The 14,026-nt window shown below is 37.2% G+C and carries 16 protein-coding genes; 13 read left to right on the forward strand and 3 right to left on the reverse strand.

Annotated elements, in window-relative coordinates; translation table 11 throughout:
- Positions 1 to 237 precede the first annotated feature (237 nt).
- Together ACIQ38_RS15770 and ACIQ38_RS15775 are read left to right on the forward strand one after the other, a co-directional pair.
- Positions 238 to 2,283 carry a bifunctional diguanylate cyclase/phosphodiesterase gene (locus ACIQ38_RS15770; RefSeq protein WP_402824980.1) on the forward strand — a complete coding sequence of 682 codons (2,046 nt, stop codon included), beginning with the start codon at positions 238 to 240 and terminating at the stop codon, positions 2,281 to 2,283.
- Positions 2,264 to 3,190, forward strand: coding sequence for a DUF2971 domain-containing protein (locus ACIQ38_RS15775; protein ID WP_402824983.1), 927 nt, complete (start codon positions 2,264 to 2,266; stop codon positions 3,188 to 3,190). Before ACIQ38_RS15770 ends, ACIQ38_RS15775 begins: the two co-directional genes overlap by 20 nt.
- A gap of 43 nt (positions 3,191 to 3,233) precedes the next feature.
- On the opposite strand, the gene ACIQ38_RS15780 is transcribed toward ACIQ38_RS15775, so the two are convergent.
- The 3 genes from ACIQ38_RS15780 to ACIQ38_RS15790 are packed head-to-tail and all read right to left on the reverse strand — an operon-like array spanning position 3,234 to position 5,078.
- A complete protein-coding gene (locus ACIQ38_RS15780; protein ID WP_402824986.1) occupies positions 3,234 to 3,722 on the reverse strand; it encodes a methylated-DNA--[protein]-cysteine S-methyltransferase in 489 nt (162 codons plus the stop codon).
- Entirely contained in the window at positions 3,719 to 4,318 is a 600-nt protein-coding gene (locus ACIQ38_RS15785; RefSeq protein ID WP_402824989.1) for a bifunctional transcriptional activator/DNA repair enzyme AdaA, read from the reverse strand. The genes ACIQ38_RS15780 and ACIQ38_RS15785 overlap by 4 nt, the downstream gene beginning before the upstream one ends.
- Positions 4,308 to 5,078: an isocitrate lyase/PEP mutase family protein gene (locus tag ACIQ38_RS15790; protein ID WP_402824992.1), complete on the reverse strand. Its 771-nt coding sequence runs from the start codon at positions 5,076 to 5,078 to the stop codon at positions 4,308 to 4,310. Before ACIQ38_RS15790 ends, ACIQ38_RS15785 begins: the two co-directional genes overlap by 11 nt.
- A 191-nt stretch (positions 5,079 to 5,269) precedes the next feature.
- Between ACIQ38_RS15790 and ACIQ38_RS15795 the strand changes: the two genes are divergently transcribed.
- The 11 genes from ACIQ38_RS15795 to ACIQ38_RS15845 all read left to right on the forward strand — a co-directional run bounded on the left by ACIQ38_RS15795 (position 5,270) and on the right by ACIQ38_RS15845 (position 14,021).
- Complete coding sequence (locus ACIQ38_RS15795) at positions 5,270 to 5,974, forward strand: hypothetical protein (protein ID WP_402824995.1); 705 nt, start codon at positions 5,270 to 5,272, stop codon at positions 5,972 to 5,974.
- Between the two features lies 1 nt (position 5,975).
- A complete protein-coding gene (locus ACIQ38_RS15800; protein ID WP_402824998.1) occupies positions 5,976 to 6,713 on the forward strand; it encodes a hypothetical protein in 738 nt (245 codons plus the stop codon).
- Between the two features lie 195 nt (positions 6,714 to 6,908).
- Positions 6,909 to 7,529 carry a TetR/AcrR family transcriptional regulator gene (locus tag ACIQ38_RS15805; RefSeq protein WP_402825001.1) on the forward strand — a complete coding sequence of 207 codons (621 nt, stop codon included), beginning with the start codon at positions 6,909 to 6,911 and terminating at the stop codon, positions 7,527 to 7,529.
- A 9-nt stretch (positions 7,530 to 7,538) separates the two neighbouring features.
- The gene (locus tag ACIQ38_RS15810) at positions 7,539 to 8,216 is read left to right on the forward strand and encodes an MBL fold metallo-hydrolase (protein ID WP_402825004.1); all 678 of its coding nucleotides are present in this window, start codon (positions 7,539 to 7,541) and stop codon (positions 8,214 to 8,216) included.
- Between the two features lie 2 nt (positions 8,217 to 8,218).
- Complete coding sequence (locus tag ACIQ38_RS15815; RefSeq protein ID WP_402825007.1) at positions 8,219 to 8,557, forward strand: YrdB family protein; 339 nt, start codon at positions 8,219 to 8,221, stop codon at positions 8,555 to 8,557.
- A 69-nt stretch (positions 8,558 to 8,626) separates the two neighbouring features.
- Positions 8,627 to 9,331 carry a GntR family transcriptional regulator gene (locus ACIQ38_RS15820; RefSeq protein ID WP_402825009.1) on the forward strand — a complete coding sequence of 235 codons (705 nt, stop codon included), beginning with the start codon at positions 8,627 to 8,629 and terminating at the stop codon, positions 9,329 to 9,331.
- Between the two features lie 860 nt (positions 9,332 to 10,191).
- Positions 10,192 to 10,614, forward strand: coding sequence for a phosphonate C-P lyase system protein PhnG (phnG, locus tag ACIQ38_RS15825; RefSeq protein WP_402825012.1), 423 nt, complete (start codon positions 10,192 to 10,194; stop codon positions 10,612 to 10,614).
- Between the two features lie 19 nt (positions 10,615 to 10,633).
- A complete protein-coding gene (gene phnH, locus ACIQ38_RS15830; protein WP_402825015.1) occupies positions 10,634 to 11,230 on the forward strand; it encodes a phosphonate C-P lyase system protein PhnH in 597 nt (198 codons plus the stop codon).
- Positions 11,230 to 12,333: a carbon-phosphorus lyase complex subunit PhnI gene (locus ACIQ38_RS15835; RefSeq protein ID WP_402825018.1), complete on the forward strand. Its 1,104-nt coding sequence runs from the start codon at positions 11,230 to 11,232 to the stop codon at positions 12,331 to 12,333. Before phnH ends, ACIQ38_RS15835 begins: the two co-directional genes overlap by 1 nt.
- Positions 12,323 to 13,189, forward strand: a complete 867-nt coding sequence (locus ACIQ38_RS15840; RefSeq protein WP_402825021.1) for an alpha-D-ribose 1-methylphosphonate 5-phosphate C-P-lyase PhnJ — start codon at positions 12,323 to 12,325, stop codon at positions 13,187 to 13,189. The genes ACIQ38_RS15835 and ACIQ38_RS15840 overlap by 11 nt, the downstream gene beginning before the upstream one ends.
- Positions 13,182 to 14,021 carry an ATP-binding cassette domain-containing protein gene (locus tag ACIQ38_RS15845; RefSeq protein WP_402825024.1) on the forward strand — a complete coding sequence of 280 codons (840 nt, stop codon included), beginning with the start codon at positions 13,182 to 13,184 and terminating at the stop codon, positions 14,019 to 14,021. The genes ACIQ38_RS15840 and ACIQ38_RS15845 overlap by 8 nt, the downstream gene beginning before the upstream one ends.
- Positions 14,022 to 14,026 lie beyond the last annotated feature (5 nt).

Consider the following 14,026-nt stretch of genomic DNA (forward strand, 5'->3'; position numbering starts at 1 on the left):
AAATTGTCACGACCTTTCTGGAGAAAGGTCGTTTTTTTAGAAGGTATATAAAATCAGTGGTCTATAAACTTGTAGCCTTTTCTAGCTATTCTCTCTAATTGCTATAGCTATTTTATTCCCCATTCAAAAGTCCTCAATTAATTTGAGAATTTTGCCATATAAAGAAAATAATCGCCTTGCCGATACAAAGAGGGTAATTATTTAACAATATTGTTTATGAAGAAAAGAGTGACGAACATGTTCACGACTCCTCCAGGAGACAGCTTTATTGAATTATATGGACATTATTCCATTCCACTTGTCTTATTGTCGATTATTATAGCGGTAGTTTCATCTTACACAGCAATCTCTATGAATGATCGAGCACAAAGAAATGGTTTTATTCATCGAAATATTTGGTTACTATTAGCCTCTTTAGCGATGGGTTTTGGCATATGGTCAATGCACTTTATAGGAATGAGTGCTTATTCCTTGCCAGTTGAAATGCATTTTCAAAAATTATTAACAGTTGTATCCCTAATACCAGCAATGTTGGCATCTTTTTTTGCATTTTATATTGCCAGTCGTCCGAACAGAACTTATTGGACATATATATTAGCTGGAATTGTAATGGGAGTAGGTATATCTTCCATGCATTACATCGGAATGTATGCGATGGAGATGGATATTCTTTATGCATATGATAAAGGCCTTTTTATAGCATCTATCGCAATTGCAGTAATTGTTTCCGTTATTGCGGTGTATATATTTTCTGGTTTTCACCGTTTTATGGTAAATCGATTTATCCAGCTCGTAACTGCTATTGTTATGGGGCTAGCTGTTTCCAGTATGCATTACACTGGGATGGCAGCTATTACCTTTTACGTTCCGAGTGATTTTGCTTCGGATCATATGCAAATGCATATGATGGACATGAGTGGAGTCGCAGTAAGTGTAACTAGTGGAATGATTATTTTACTTGGAACTTTACTTTTTTCAAGTATGGTAGATCGATATGTAGAATATCGAGCTAATTATTTTGATGTATTAACGAAATTACCAAATCGACGTTTATTTGAGCAAAAGTTAGAAAAACCAGTGTTTCCGGAGCATTTAGCTATTTGGCATATTCATGATTTAGAACGAGTGAATAGAGAGTATGATTATCAGTTTGGAGACGAGCTTATCCAACAGGTGGCTACTTTATTAGAGTTATTTACTTCGAAGACGGTCGTTTTATATCGAATAGAAGGCAATCGTTTTGCTTTTTTGACAAGCAATATGTATGAGGAAAAACAAATGCAGGAAGAAATGGAGAAAGTAGCGGAATTACTTCGCCAACCATTTTTCATACACAACCAGCAAGTAACAATCGAATCGACATGTGCTATTTCAAAAGCATATTCTTATGATGAAGCATCGAGTATATATACAAATGCACTAAGTGTTTTAAATCATCCGTCCGTCCAGTACAAACATGAGGTAGTAATGTATGATCCAGCTATTCATACATACACATTTGAAAGAGAAATTGCAGACGATGTACTTAGCGCAATGCTCAAAGGAGAGCTATATTTAGTATTTCAGCCAAAAGTCAGTATGCCAACAAACGAAATAATGGGAGTCGAAACATTATTAAGGTGGAATCACCCCGTGTATGGAATGCTTTCCCCGGGTGTATTTATTCCTATTCTAGAAAACCATGATCGAATGATGGATGTGACGAATTGGATTATTAAGCTTGTCTGTCGGCAAATTTCCATTTGGAATACGGAAAAACTCCCTTTTGGTCAAGTGGCGATTAATATTCCTGGTCAATATGTTACCTCCCCCAGATTATTAGAAGTATTAAAGCATACATTAAAAGATTATGATATAAAACCAGCACAATTAGAGCTAGAAATTACAGAAACAACCTTTGTGAAAAATATTGCGGAAGCGATGCGTGCGGTTAGTGTTCTTCGCCAAGAAGGATTCTCTGTAGCATTGGACGACTTTGGAACAGGGGTTTCTTCTTTGTCCTATTTAAAGCAGATGCCAATATCTACGCTAAAAATAGATAAATCGTTTATCGATGAAATACCGCATTCGAAAAAGGATTCCTCGATTATTCAAGCAATTATAGGGCTTGGAGAGTCATTAGACTTAAGCATTGTATTTGAAGGGGTAGAAACGAAGGAACAAGTAGATTTTTTAGTTGCGACATGTAAAGATCCCATTATCCAAGGTTATTATTTTGCAAAGCCGATGAAATCGGAAGAATTACAACAATGGAGGAATAGAGATGTCGAAAGAACAGTTTGAATCATCAACGAATAATAACCAGGCCGATTCTAAATCACTTATTCCATTCATTAGTAAAGAGTTCAAAAAGCATTTTACGAAAGATATAAAAGCTTTGTATCATTATACGGATTTAGAGGGAGCCCAAGGGATTATTAGCAATAAAACGTTTTGGGCTTCTCATATAAAATTTATGAATGATTCCAAAGAATATAGCCATGGCTTGGAAATATGTGAAACGATTGTACAAAACTTAATACAGGAGTTTCCAAAAGAAAATCCAAGACGTGCTTATTTGGAAGAAGTATTTACAATTTTAGAGGAACAAGATACCGATATTTTTGTCGTGTCTTTTTGTGAAAATGAAGACCTACTTAGTCAGTGGAGAGGGTACAGTCGAAGCAAACATGGTGTATCCATTGGCTTTGACTATGCTGCTCTTTTTGACGTATCCTTTCATCTAAGTGAAGAAAACTTTTTCCCACGAAAAGTGATTTACAACCATCAATTGCAACAGCGAGTAATCCATCGCATTATTGAAATCGCATTAACTAGTACAGAATCGAATACCGCAAAACCAGCATATACCCCCAAAGAAGTTGCAAGAACTATCGGATACTTCTTGCCACTTTTTAAGCATTCCACTTTTTCAGAAGAAAAAGAATGGCGAATCATCGTAACAAACTCCAAGAGTATGCCTTATCAACACGAACTAAAATTCCGTGCCCGCGATAATATCATTTTGCCTTATATTGAATTGTTAACACATAATAAAGTGACGCAAAATGACAACAATCTTCCGATCAATCAACTTACAGTAGGACCTTCCGGGACAAATGAATTCACCGCAAGGAGCCTTAACTATTATTTAAAAAATGTAGGATACCCAACCGTCCCTATTAAAATATCGCATATTCCATATCGTTAAAGAGGAGACCTTAGCAACTGAATCAAAGAAAAAAGACCCCAAATCATATTGGAAGTCTAGTAATACCTTTCTCATGCTTAAGTAGCCATTCTTTTCTCCACAAGCCACCCGCATATCCAGTTAGTTTCCCATCAGAACCGATAATTCGATGACAGGGAACTACGATACTTAGCTTATTTTTGCCGTTTGCACTTCCTACTGCTCGAATGGCTTTTTCATTTCCAATGATCATCGCAATGTCTTTATAAGATCCAGTTTCTCCATAAGGAATGGTTGTTAACGCATTCCACACGCTTTTTTGAAATTCTGTACCAACACTAATAGAAGGAAATGAAAACTTGTGCCGCTCACCTTTAAAATACTCATCCATCTGAACGTAACATTCTTTAAGTGCCATAGGAGTTTCCTCCGTTAATGGGTGTACTACCACATCTTGCTCTGCAAATAGGATAGAATTGACAGCTTCATCAGTCCCAGTGATTTCCAAAACCCCAATTGGTGTTTGATAATCGACTTGAAAAAGTTTACTCATATAACGGTCTCCTTCTGTCGGTACTCACTTGGAGTACAATTTTTTAAACGAAAAAATACTTTGTAAAAGTTGGATGTACTTTGAAAGCCAACTTCATAACAAATTTCTAAATTCGTTTTATTTGTGCTTTTCAACAAGTGTGCTGCTTTATCAATTCTTACTTTTTCTAAATACATACGCGGTGTTTCAGAAGTCTCTTGTTTGAAAAGACGATCCAAATAATAAGTGCTTACTCCAACATAGTTTGCAATATCTTGCAGTAAAATTTTTTCAGTGGAATGGTTGATCAAGAACGTAGTAACATTTTGAACAAATTGCGTGTTGGGAGAGCGATCTACTTCTGGTTTGCACCTTTTACAAGCGCGAAATCCATCCCCTTCTACTTTTTCTTTATCGAAATAGAATTCTACATTTTGTTTCTTTGGTTTTCTAGAACGACAGGAAGGACGACAATAGATTCTAGTAGTTTTCACAGCGGTATAAAATAATCCATCATATGCCTGGTCACAAGCAATAATTTTTTCCCACTTTTCTTCAAATGTAAGATTGATCATGACTGGTATACACCTTCCTGTCCCTTCTAGTTTAATCTTCATACAAATGTACTGTATCCTTCAATACTAACAATTGTGCAGCATTCACTTCCATAAAAGCAATGACTTTGTCAGAGAATGCATTTCCAAAGCTAAATCGTTGCACTCCTAATGCCTTAAGCTTATTACAATTAGTGAGTCCAGGTAAAGACAATACATTTAGCGGGGCATTTATTTGCGCTGAAATTTCTTCAATATCCTTCTCTAGCATCACACCAGGAACAAAAATACCACTTGCTCCACTATCCACATATGTCTTTCCTCTTTCTATTGTTTCCAATAGAGGGTTTTCCTTTTGAAGATACGTATCTGTTCGAGCATTGATGAAGAAATCTTTGAAGCCGCTATGCTCTAAAGCATTTCTAATTTCAAATAACAGCTTTGCATGCAAAGAGATATCTCTTAAACCATCTTGCGTTTTGAATGAATCTTCTATGTTTATGCCCGCTACTCCAACGTCTGCTGTGTTTAAAACATTGTGTACAATTGTTTCTACAGTTTCCCCATAACCACTTTCAATATCAGCGGATACCGGAACATTGACATGCTCAGTGATCGTTTGAATGATCTGTAAATGCCGATCAAAATCAACAAGTTCTCCGTCTTTTAAACCAAGTGAATTAGCCACTCCCCAACTAGTCGTTCCGATTGCTTGGAAGCCAGCTTTTTCTAAAACTAAAGCTGACAGTAAATCCCACGCATTCCCTAAAAATAATGGCTCAGTAGATTGATGAAGCTTATTAAATCTTTGAATTTTATTCATCATTAAAACCTCCTTAGATTCATGTTAGCAAGTTAGAAAGGTTGTTTTCGTCCTTTTTCTTGCGCTTATGGTCTGAAAGGAATGAAAAGTGGTTTTCATTGGAGTATTTCTGGTAACGCTTTATTTGTATAAGCTTTGAAGGTAATACTGGAAGTTTTGTCGAATTTAAGGAAATGAGGGGGATGATATTCTTGTGGAATGGAAATATCATAGAAATAGCAACATCCATAATGGGCTGGATAGTCATTGGGATACTGGCATTTCGCATATATAAAACACAATTGGAAAAGCCAAAAGCTTGGAAAATTTTTGTAGTAATTTTAGTAGGTCTCTTTTCTTTTTCGATTAATTGGCAAGTATTTAATACACTAGTTCAGATATCCATTCTCCCACTTGGCGTATGGATTTTGTATGTATTTTTAAAAAGAAAAGACGGACGTTGGAAGAAATATCGACGTTTTGCTTGGCTAGGTTTTTGGGCTAATTTCATTCTATTAAGCATGGCATTAATGGCTATACCTATCAATCACCTAGTCTATCCAAAAGATCAGCCTTTAACATATCTAGCGAACGTGGAAAATGTATCAATCGTTGCTATTCATCCATCAGCAAAAGAACATATGCTAGTGAAAGAAAACTTGCAGAAGCAAATACATAATTTAAAACCAAAAACATTTTTTAGTGATGAATGGTATACCGAAACGTATATGGAAGCAGAGTCTAGTCCAAGAAAGGAACGATTTCCGTATCTACTTATAAATACATTGCCGAAATGGGGGAGTGGATTAGCTACAACTATTTATATCGAAAAAGATGGAAAAGGACTTTTAATAGTAACTCCGAGTAAACAGTATTATTTTCATTCCGACGAATTACTCATAGAGGAGGGAAAATAAAATGAAGCATAAAAGGTTATGGAGCTTTATAGGAGTTGCTGGAGTTTTACTATTGGTAGTTATCGTCTACTCGTTATCTTATTCGAAACCAAGGCCGTTTCCTTCTAATGAGCAAGCTTTAGCTGAGATAAACAATGTTTTTCCAAAAGCGGGTGCAGAAGTTTTCCAACATACTATTTTTCTAGACGAGTCTCATGTGTTTGTTCCGTTTATTTCAGATGCGAACGCTACTGGAATGAGCTTATGGAAATGGAAAAAACGAAATTGGAAATTAGTATATATTACTACAAGCGGACAGCCCTTAGTATGGAGGATAGACAAAAAAGATCCATCTTCTTATCAAATACTGTGGAACTTTTCAGAGCAGTCTAATATAGAATTCATGAAAGTTTACTTGATGAAGAGAAGAAACTATCTTGTAAGTAATAATGTGGAACATTACTTTCCCGGTGTACAAATGGAAGAAAAAATAATAATTTCAGAAAATCCTTATGGCAGTATACAAATGCCAAATGAATGGATTTCTGTCATTCAGTCAGAAAATAAACTTTCACCAAGCGAGTCGAGTTTGTTTCCTAACTTAATGAATTATCCACAATACTTCACTTTTCGTTGGTTGCCTTATGATAAATCCGATAAAGTAATGAATCCATTAGAACTTCCAAATGGATTTTCTAGTTGGAATGATGTGATCGACCTAGAAAATGTAATATGGATTGATGCATCAGAACTGGAATAACCCAGAATAAGAGGAAACCCCCAAAGTTTTGGGGGTTTTTCATATGGCAACAGGTTTAGTTGTAAAAAAATCATATTTAGTTGGAAAAACAAGTACTTTAGTTGTAAAACCTCCGAAATGAATGAATATTGACACAAAACTAACCAATGGTTATAATATAACCATTGGTTAGTTTTGTGGAGAGAGTGTGATTATATGAAAAGCAAGCAAGTGCAACGTTCAGAAGAAACAAAAAAACAGATTTTACAATCAGCAGGACTGTTATTTGCTAAAAAAGGATACGATGCTGTGACGATCCGAGAAATTGCAAAGGATGCGGGTTGTTCACATACAACTATTTATCTCTATTTTAAAGATAAGGAAGCATTGCTTCATGAGTTATCGATGCCATCCTTGCTGGATTTGCAACAACAATTACAACAAATTTCGACTATGAATATGTTAACAGCAGAAGAAAAACTAAAAAAAATTAGTATAGAGTATATTCACTTTTGCCTACAGAATCGCAATATGTACGACATTTTTTTCAACGCAAAATCTTCTAGGGTAGATGAAAAAGAGCCCGAACTGGCAATCAACAAACTTCGCTTGGAAATTTTTGCACTGATGAAAGTAGTTATTCAGCAATGTCTTTCCATTTTGAACGATGAACAATTATTGACCTTTTCTCGCATTTATTATTACCATTTAAATGGAATTTTAAGTACATATTCGTATCAGCATGAACCGCTTGACGTTTTAATGGAGCGATTGACGCCAACATTTGACCTTGCTATTGAAATTCTTTTATTAGGCTTCAAAGAAAAATTAAAATAAGGGGATAAGATGATGAAAGTGGAAAAGATTTCTGAACATATTTGGAGCTTAAAAACGTGGATGGTAATTCCTTTTCACGTGTGGGTAGTTGTGGAAGAAGACGGGGTCACATTAGTGGATGCAGGGATGCCGTTCATGGCAAAAGGAATAATAAACTTCATTAAACAGTTAAATGCCGGACCTTTGAAGCGAATTCTTTTAACACATGGTCATACCGATCATGTAGGAGCGGTAAAGGCAATCTTAGTTGAAAATGAAGTGCCGGTGTATGCACATCGAGTGGAAATTCCCTATTTGGAAGGGGAACTTCTATATCCGAAACGAAAAAAACTGGAACACAATTTACCTAAACAGCTTACAAAACCATTATCAGAAGAACTAGGAAACTTACAATCAATTGATGGACTGACACCGTATTTAACACCAGGGCATTCCCCGGGGCATGTTGTATATTATCACGAAAAGGATCAAGTACTATTAGCTGGTGACCTCTTTAATTCTAAAAAAGGAAAGCTGCATCCTCCTATGTTCACGCCTTTTTTGGATGAAGCGGTAAAAAGTGCAGCCATCGTAGAGAAGTTAAAACCAAAACGTTTAGAAGTATGCCATGGTAGCTCAGTGTTTAACGCAACCGAACAATTAGAAGACTATGTTCGAAAAGCAGAGAAAAAAACTGGGAGGATTTAATCATGCTAATTGTTCAATATATAGTATTTGGTTTGTTTTTCTTAATGGAATTATGTGCACTTGCAGCCTTTTCTTATTGGGGCTTTCATATGAACCGTGGGTGGCTTATAAATAGTTTACTAGGATTAGGTACACCGCTTCTAGTGGCAATTTTTTGGGGGACTTTTATTGCTCCAAAAGCTTCTATTCCAGTATCAATACCATTAAGAATCATACTTCAAACTATTATATTTGCTTTAGCAGTAGCTGCCTTGTATTTCTCAGATAAAAGCAAACTTGCAATTATTTTTGGAGTAGTTGTTTTGATTGAAATGATCTTGATGTATACGATTGAAGAATGATAAGACAGCATTTAGTATAGTAGAATAGAGGATATCATCCACAGGGAGGAGATCCTTATTTCAGTAGATATGGTAACACAAATTATCGATGACATCATGCATCAAATCGTTTCAAAGACAATGAAGCATGGAGAAAAACTGCCTTCTGAAAACGAACTCACGACCAAATATAAAGTGCCAAGAATGACGGTAAGAAATGCTTTAACAAAATTAGAAGAACGTGGCTATATTTACTCGGTGCAGGGAAAGGGCCGTTATCTAAAAGAAGCGTCCACTCAAATCCAATTGCATTTAACAGGAAAAACAAGTTTTACAGATAAAATGAAAGAAGCAGGATATGATTTAAAAACAGAGAATATCTACTGCGAAAAAATAGCGTATGATGAACAACTCTTTGAAAATATTAATGCAAATAAAGAGGATAATGTCTACAAAATAGCCAGAATCCGTTATATTAACGGGGAACCTATTGCCATCCACAATTCCTATGTGAGTGATAGTACGTTCCCGAAAATTTCAGCCGATGGACCAAAAATCGAGTCGATGTTTGCTTACTATCGAAAACTCGGTTACAACGATTTTGCCAGTAAAAAAAGCTTGTTAAGTATTACGTTTCCAACTTCCAATGAGCAACAACTACTCGCTTGTAAAAGCATGGTACCGCTCATCGTCGTGGAAAGCGATTGTATAGATGTAGCTTCAAACAAAGTACTCGAACATACGACAATACTGTATCGAAGTGATAAATTTAAATATGATATTACGATGGATTGACCAAAAGCAGGTAAAGGATGAAATTGTCCTTTACCTGTTTTTTTTATATCACTTTTTATATAAGAAACATAAAAGGGATAATGCGTCTTGGCAAGCTCAATAAAGAGACCGCTATATTTCCGCCGGGCGAGTGACGAGCTCCTATGTAGCTAACGCTCTTGCAGGGTCTCACACTGTCGTGGAAAATTCCAAAGAATGGCTAAGGGCAATCAAAAAGCTGTTGAAAGCAACTAAAATCAGCATGAAAGCAACTAAATAGCCCATGAGAGCAACTAATTTATTACAATATCAAGTTTACTTAGATTGAGACGACCATAATTTAGGCAGATTATAGGAATAATATGCCTAAAAGCCCGCTGTACTCGCCTAGCCAGCATCTGTTCGACTAGTTTGTCTAGTTCAAAGGCAAGATTATCTGGTTCACCGTTTATTGTTAATTTCGGAAACTGATAAGGTGAATATTTTCCATTGATTTTCGCTGCAGGGCGGCGACTCCGAAGGAGGTCAACAGGAGGTTGGTCACAAAGGCATTGCCACACGATGTGGCGTTCTTAGCCTTTGTTCCTCTGTCTGAGTAAGATGAGACTTCACAACGTACGCGCGTAGGCGCGGCGGTGAAGGCTCATCACTCACCCCACGGAAAGCGTCCGTCCTGCAGCGAAAATCACAGTGGTCACCTAATAGAATTCTCTACGACGCATTATCCCTATATTGTATCCAAACTCTTCATTAGGAGTTTTCAACAAGGGATACATCGTGCGAGTTCAATTATTAAGAAAATTTACAAACATTTACGATACCTTAAAACACAACAACTTGGCGACAAGTTAAGATGAACTTGCAAAGGAGGAGTCAATTAGATGAAAAGAAGAAGACGAACCGAAATTCTCATTCAAGAAAATGGCCACTTAGCACAAAAGCTAGCAGAAACAATTATAGATGTATATGAATGCAAAGAAATTCTTGCACCGCAATACGGATTAACGATGATCAAAATGAGGGAATCCGCTAAAAACTCCTTATTTTATATAGGAGAAGTCCTTATAACAGAAGCAAAAGTAGAAATAAATAACTGTATTGGAATAGGAATAGTCGTAGGAATGGAAGACGAACTTGCCAAACACCTCGCAATAATCGATGCAGCATATAAAGCAGAACTACCAGAAACAATTATTTGGCATACGCAACTAATCGAAGCCGAAAAACGAATCACAAAAGAGCTTGTGAAAAAACAAGCAGAGCTTTTCAAAACGAAAGTTAACTTTGAAACAATGGAAGTCTAACCAAATAAGGAGGGATAGTATGGCTATCGATCAAGTACATGATTTGCAACAAGTTTACAGAAAAATATTGCATAGTATGTCGCGACCTGGCACCATTTCTTCGCTGGCGGATAATGCGAGAAAAGTAGATTTCGACCTCTCATGCTTTCATTCAACGTTCTTATGTGCGATGACATTTTTAGATGCGGAAGTGACATTTCATATTCTCTCAACAGACCAACAAAGCTTAATAGATAAGATTTCAGCATATACATCTGCAAAATTTGCACCAATTGACGAAGCGGATTTTATCATTATTCTTCGAGAAGATAAAGAGGAGTCCATTCAACATGCTTTTGCAAATTGTAAAAATGGCACGCTCACGGATCCACAACAGTCTTCGATTTGGATAATGGAAAGTTCTAGCTTATCTAATTCGGGCGAACTAACTTTGACAGGCCCAGGCATACAACACGAATCTGAGCTACATACAAGTTTAAGCACAGCCATATGGCAGGCGAGAAATGAACGGACAAAAGAATATCCACTAGGCATCGATTTGATTATTACGGATGAAAATGCCCAAATTGTTTGTGTACCTCGTACAACTACAGTGGAAATGACGGGGGTGCGCTAATGGGTTACGTTCCAGTAAAAGGTGGGACAGAAGCAATTGATGCTTCTATCAAGCGTTTAAAATACGAGCGTCTAAAAGAAAATGAAATAATAGAAATCCAGACAATTATGTCCGCGATGCGTGGAATGATTGATCAAGTAATGTCCGAAAGCAGCTTATATTCCCCTTACTTAGCGGCGCTTGCGATTAAACAAGCAGAAGGAAGTATGGAGGAAGCCGTTTTCCTTATGCGTGCGCACCGATCCACATTGCCTCGCCCTTATTATAGTAAGGCGGTGGAACCAGAAACAATGCTAGTTGAGCGTCGTATTTCTGCAAGTTTTAAAGATATCCCAGGAGGACAGCTGTTAGGAGCAACTTATGATTATACGCATCGATTGTTAGATTTTGATTTGATAGAGGAAAGCTCGGAAAACATCCAGCAGTGGTTGCAAAACTATGAACTGGAGTTACAGCAGGTAGAAACTCTTGATGAAGTAAAATATTTTCCTAAGGTAGTGGATTATCTACGTGAGGAAGGGCTGTTTGAGAAATACGAAGAAAATAATACAGCTCCTAAAGATATTACGAAACAAAGTTTACAATTTCCTGCCACTAGAAGTGAACGGCTGCAAGTAATGACAAGAGGGCAGACAGGAGCTGTCACATCGTTAGGTTATGCCTCACTTAGAGGATACGGGCAAGTGCACCCGACAGTCGGAGAAGTGCGAGTAGGTGCTGTTCCTATCTATGTAGGGCATCCAGAAGACATAGAAGATGACTATTATATCGGTGATATTAAAGTAACCGAAGTGGAATCATTCGTCCCAACGCAAGTAAAAAATGCCAACAATGAATATGAACTACAATTTGAAATTGGCTATGGTATTTGCTATGGACAAAATGAAACGAAGGCGATTGCGATGAGTATTTTAGATCAATGTCTGGAGCATCCGGAAGCTAATTTTCCAACGCATGATGAAGAGTTTGTATTATTGCATATTGATTCAGTAGAGTCGACAGGATTCATTTCCCATTTGAAATTACCGCATTATGTGACGTTCCAATCGAAGCTAGACAGTGTTCGTCAAGTGAAGAAAGGGGTGCGAGAGATTGAAGCCTAATACACACTTTGCTTTTTTTGATGAAGGTTCTAAAAAAGAAATTCGCCGTGCAATTATAAAAGCTGTTGCGATTCCTGGCTATCAAGTGCCATTTGCTTCTAGAGAAATGCCAATTGCAAGAGGTTGGGGGACAGGTGGTTTGCAAATTACGCTTTCTATTATCGGTAAATCCGATGTGCTGAAAGTGATTGATCAAGGTGCAGATGAGTCGGTAAATGCAGTTAGCATAAAAAAACTAGTTCATGAAACAACTGGTGTGGAGCTAACTGAGGAAACGGAACAAGCTAGCATTATCCAATCGAGACACCGTATACCAGAAGTAGCGCTAACTGAAGACCAGATTCTCGTCTTGCAAGTGCCAACGCCTGAACCCCTTCGTCCAGTGGAAGCAAGCGAACTAAAGACAAAAAGAATGCATGCAGAAGATGATTACAGCGGCGTGTGGCTCATGTTATTCGAACAAATTATGAAGTACGGCAAGACAGCTACTGGAGCAGACCATCCCGTTTATGTAAATGATCGATATGTAATGGCTCCTAGTCCGATTCCGCGGTTTGATAACCCAAAAATGCATGAATCAGACGCACTAATTCTCCTTGGAGCAGGGCGTGAAAAGAAAATATACGCAGTGCCACCTTATACAAATGTAGAATCGCTTGCTTTTGAAGATTATCCATTTGCGGTTGAGACTTTTGACGGGAAACATTGTCACTTATGCGGTTCAACTGATGTCTTTTTTGATGAACTTATCGATCAGCAAACGGGAGAAACGATTTATCAATGCAATGATACAAGCTTCTGTATGGAACAATTGAATAAGAAAGAAGAAGTTGAGGTGCAAACGAGCTATGCATGAAGAACCAATATTACAAGTTAGAAATCTACAGAAGCAATTCGGTACGGGGTGTGTAGAATGTCGACAAATGGAAACTAGAAAACTAGTGAAAAACTTTTGCAAAAGTTGTGGCACTGTATATGCTTGTCAAGATATTTCATTCGACTTGTATCCAGGAGAAATATTAGGGATTGTCGGGGAAAGTGGAAGTGGAAAGTCAACGATGATGCAATGTTTATACTTTGATAGTGAAGTGTCGTCTGGAGAAGCTTATATTAATACACCAGAACTAATGAGCAATAATGTATTTGAAATGTCCGCTCAGCAAAAGCGCTCTATCCGAAATCACGTGTATGGCATGGTTTATCAAAATCCAGTGCAAGGTTTGAAAATGAACTTTTCTTCTGTCGGTAATATTGCGGAGAAACTAATTGCGGCTGGAAACCGAAATGTTGGTCAAATGGAAGAGACAAGTAAAAGGCTATTGGAAAACGTGCACATCCCATTGCATCGTATGAAAGAAGAACCGAGAAATTTCTCTGGTGGGATGCAACAGCGGGTTCAAATTGCCAAAGCATTATCGAATAATCCACCGATATTGTTTTTGGATGAAGTAACGACAGGACTTGATTTATCCGTGCAGGCAAATGTACTTGATTTGATCAAAGTGATCCAACGTGATTTAGGGATTAGTATGATTGTCGTATCTCATGACTTAGCTGTTATACGTATGCTTGCTGATCGCACCATTGTTTTATTGAACGGGAAAATTATCGAACAAGGTTTAACAGATCAAGTGTTAGAAGACCCACAACATGAGTACACCCAACAATTAGTCTACTCGTTACTATAGGAGGA

It is taken from the genome of Psychrobacillus sp. NPDC096389 (assembly GCF_044762855.1).
Classification (GTDB): Bacteria; Bacillota; Bacilli; order Bacillales_A; family Planococcaceae; genus Psychrobacillus.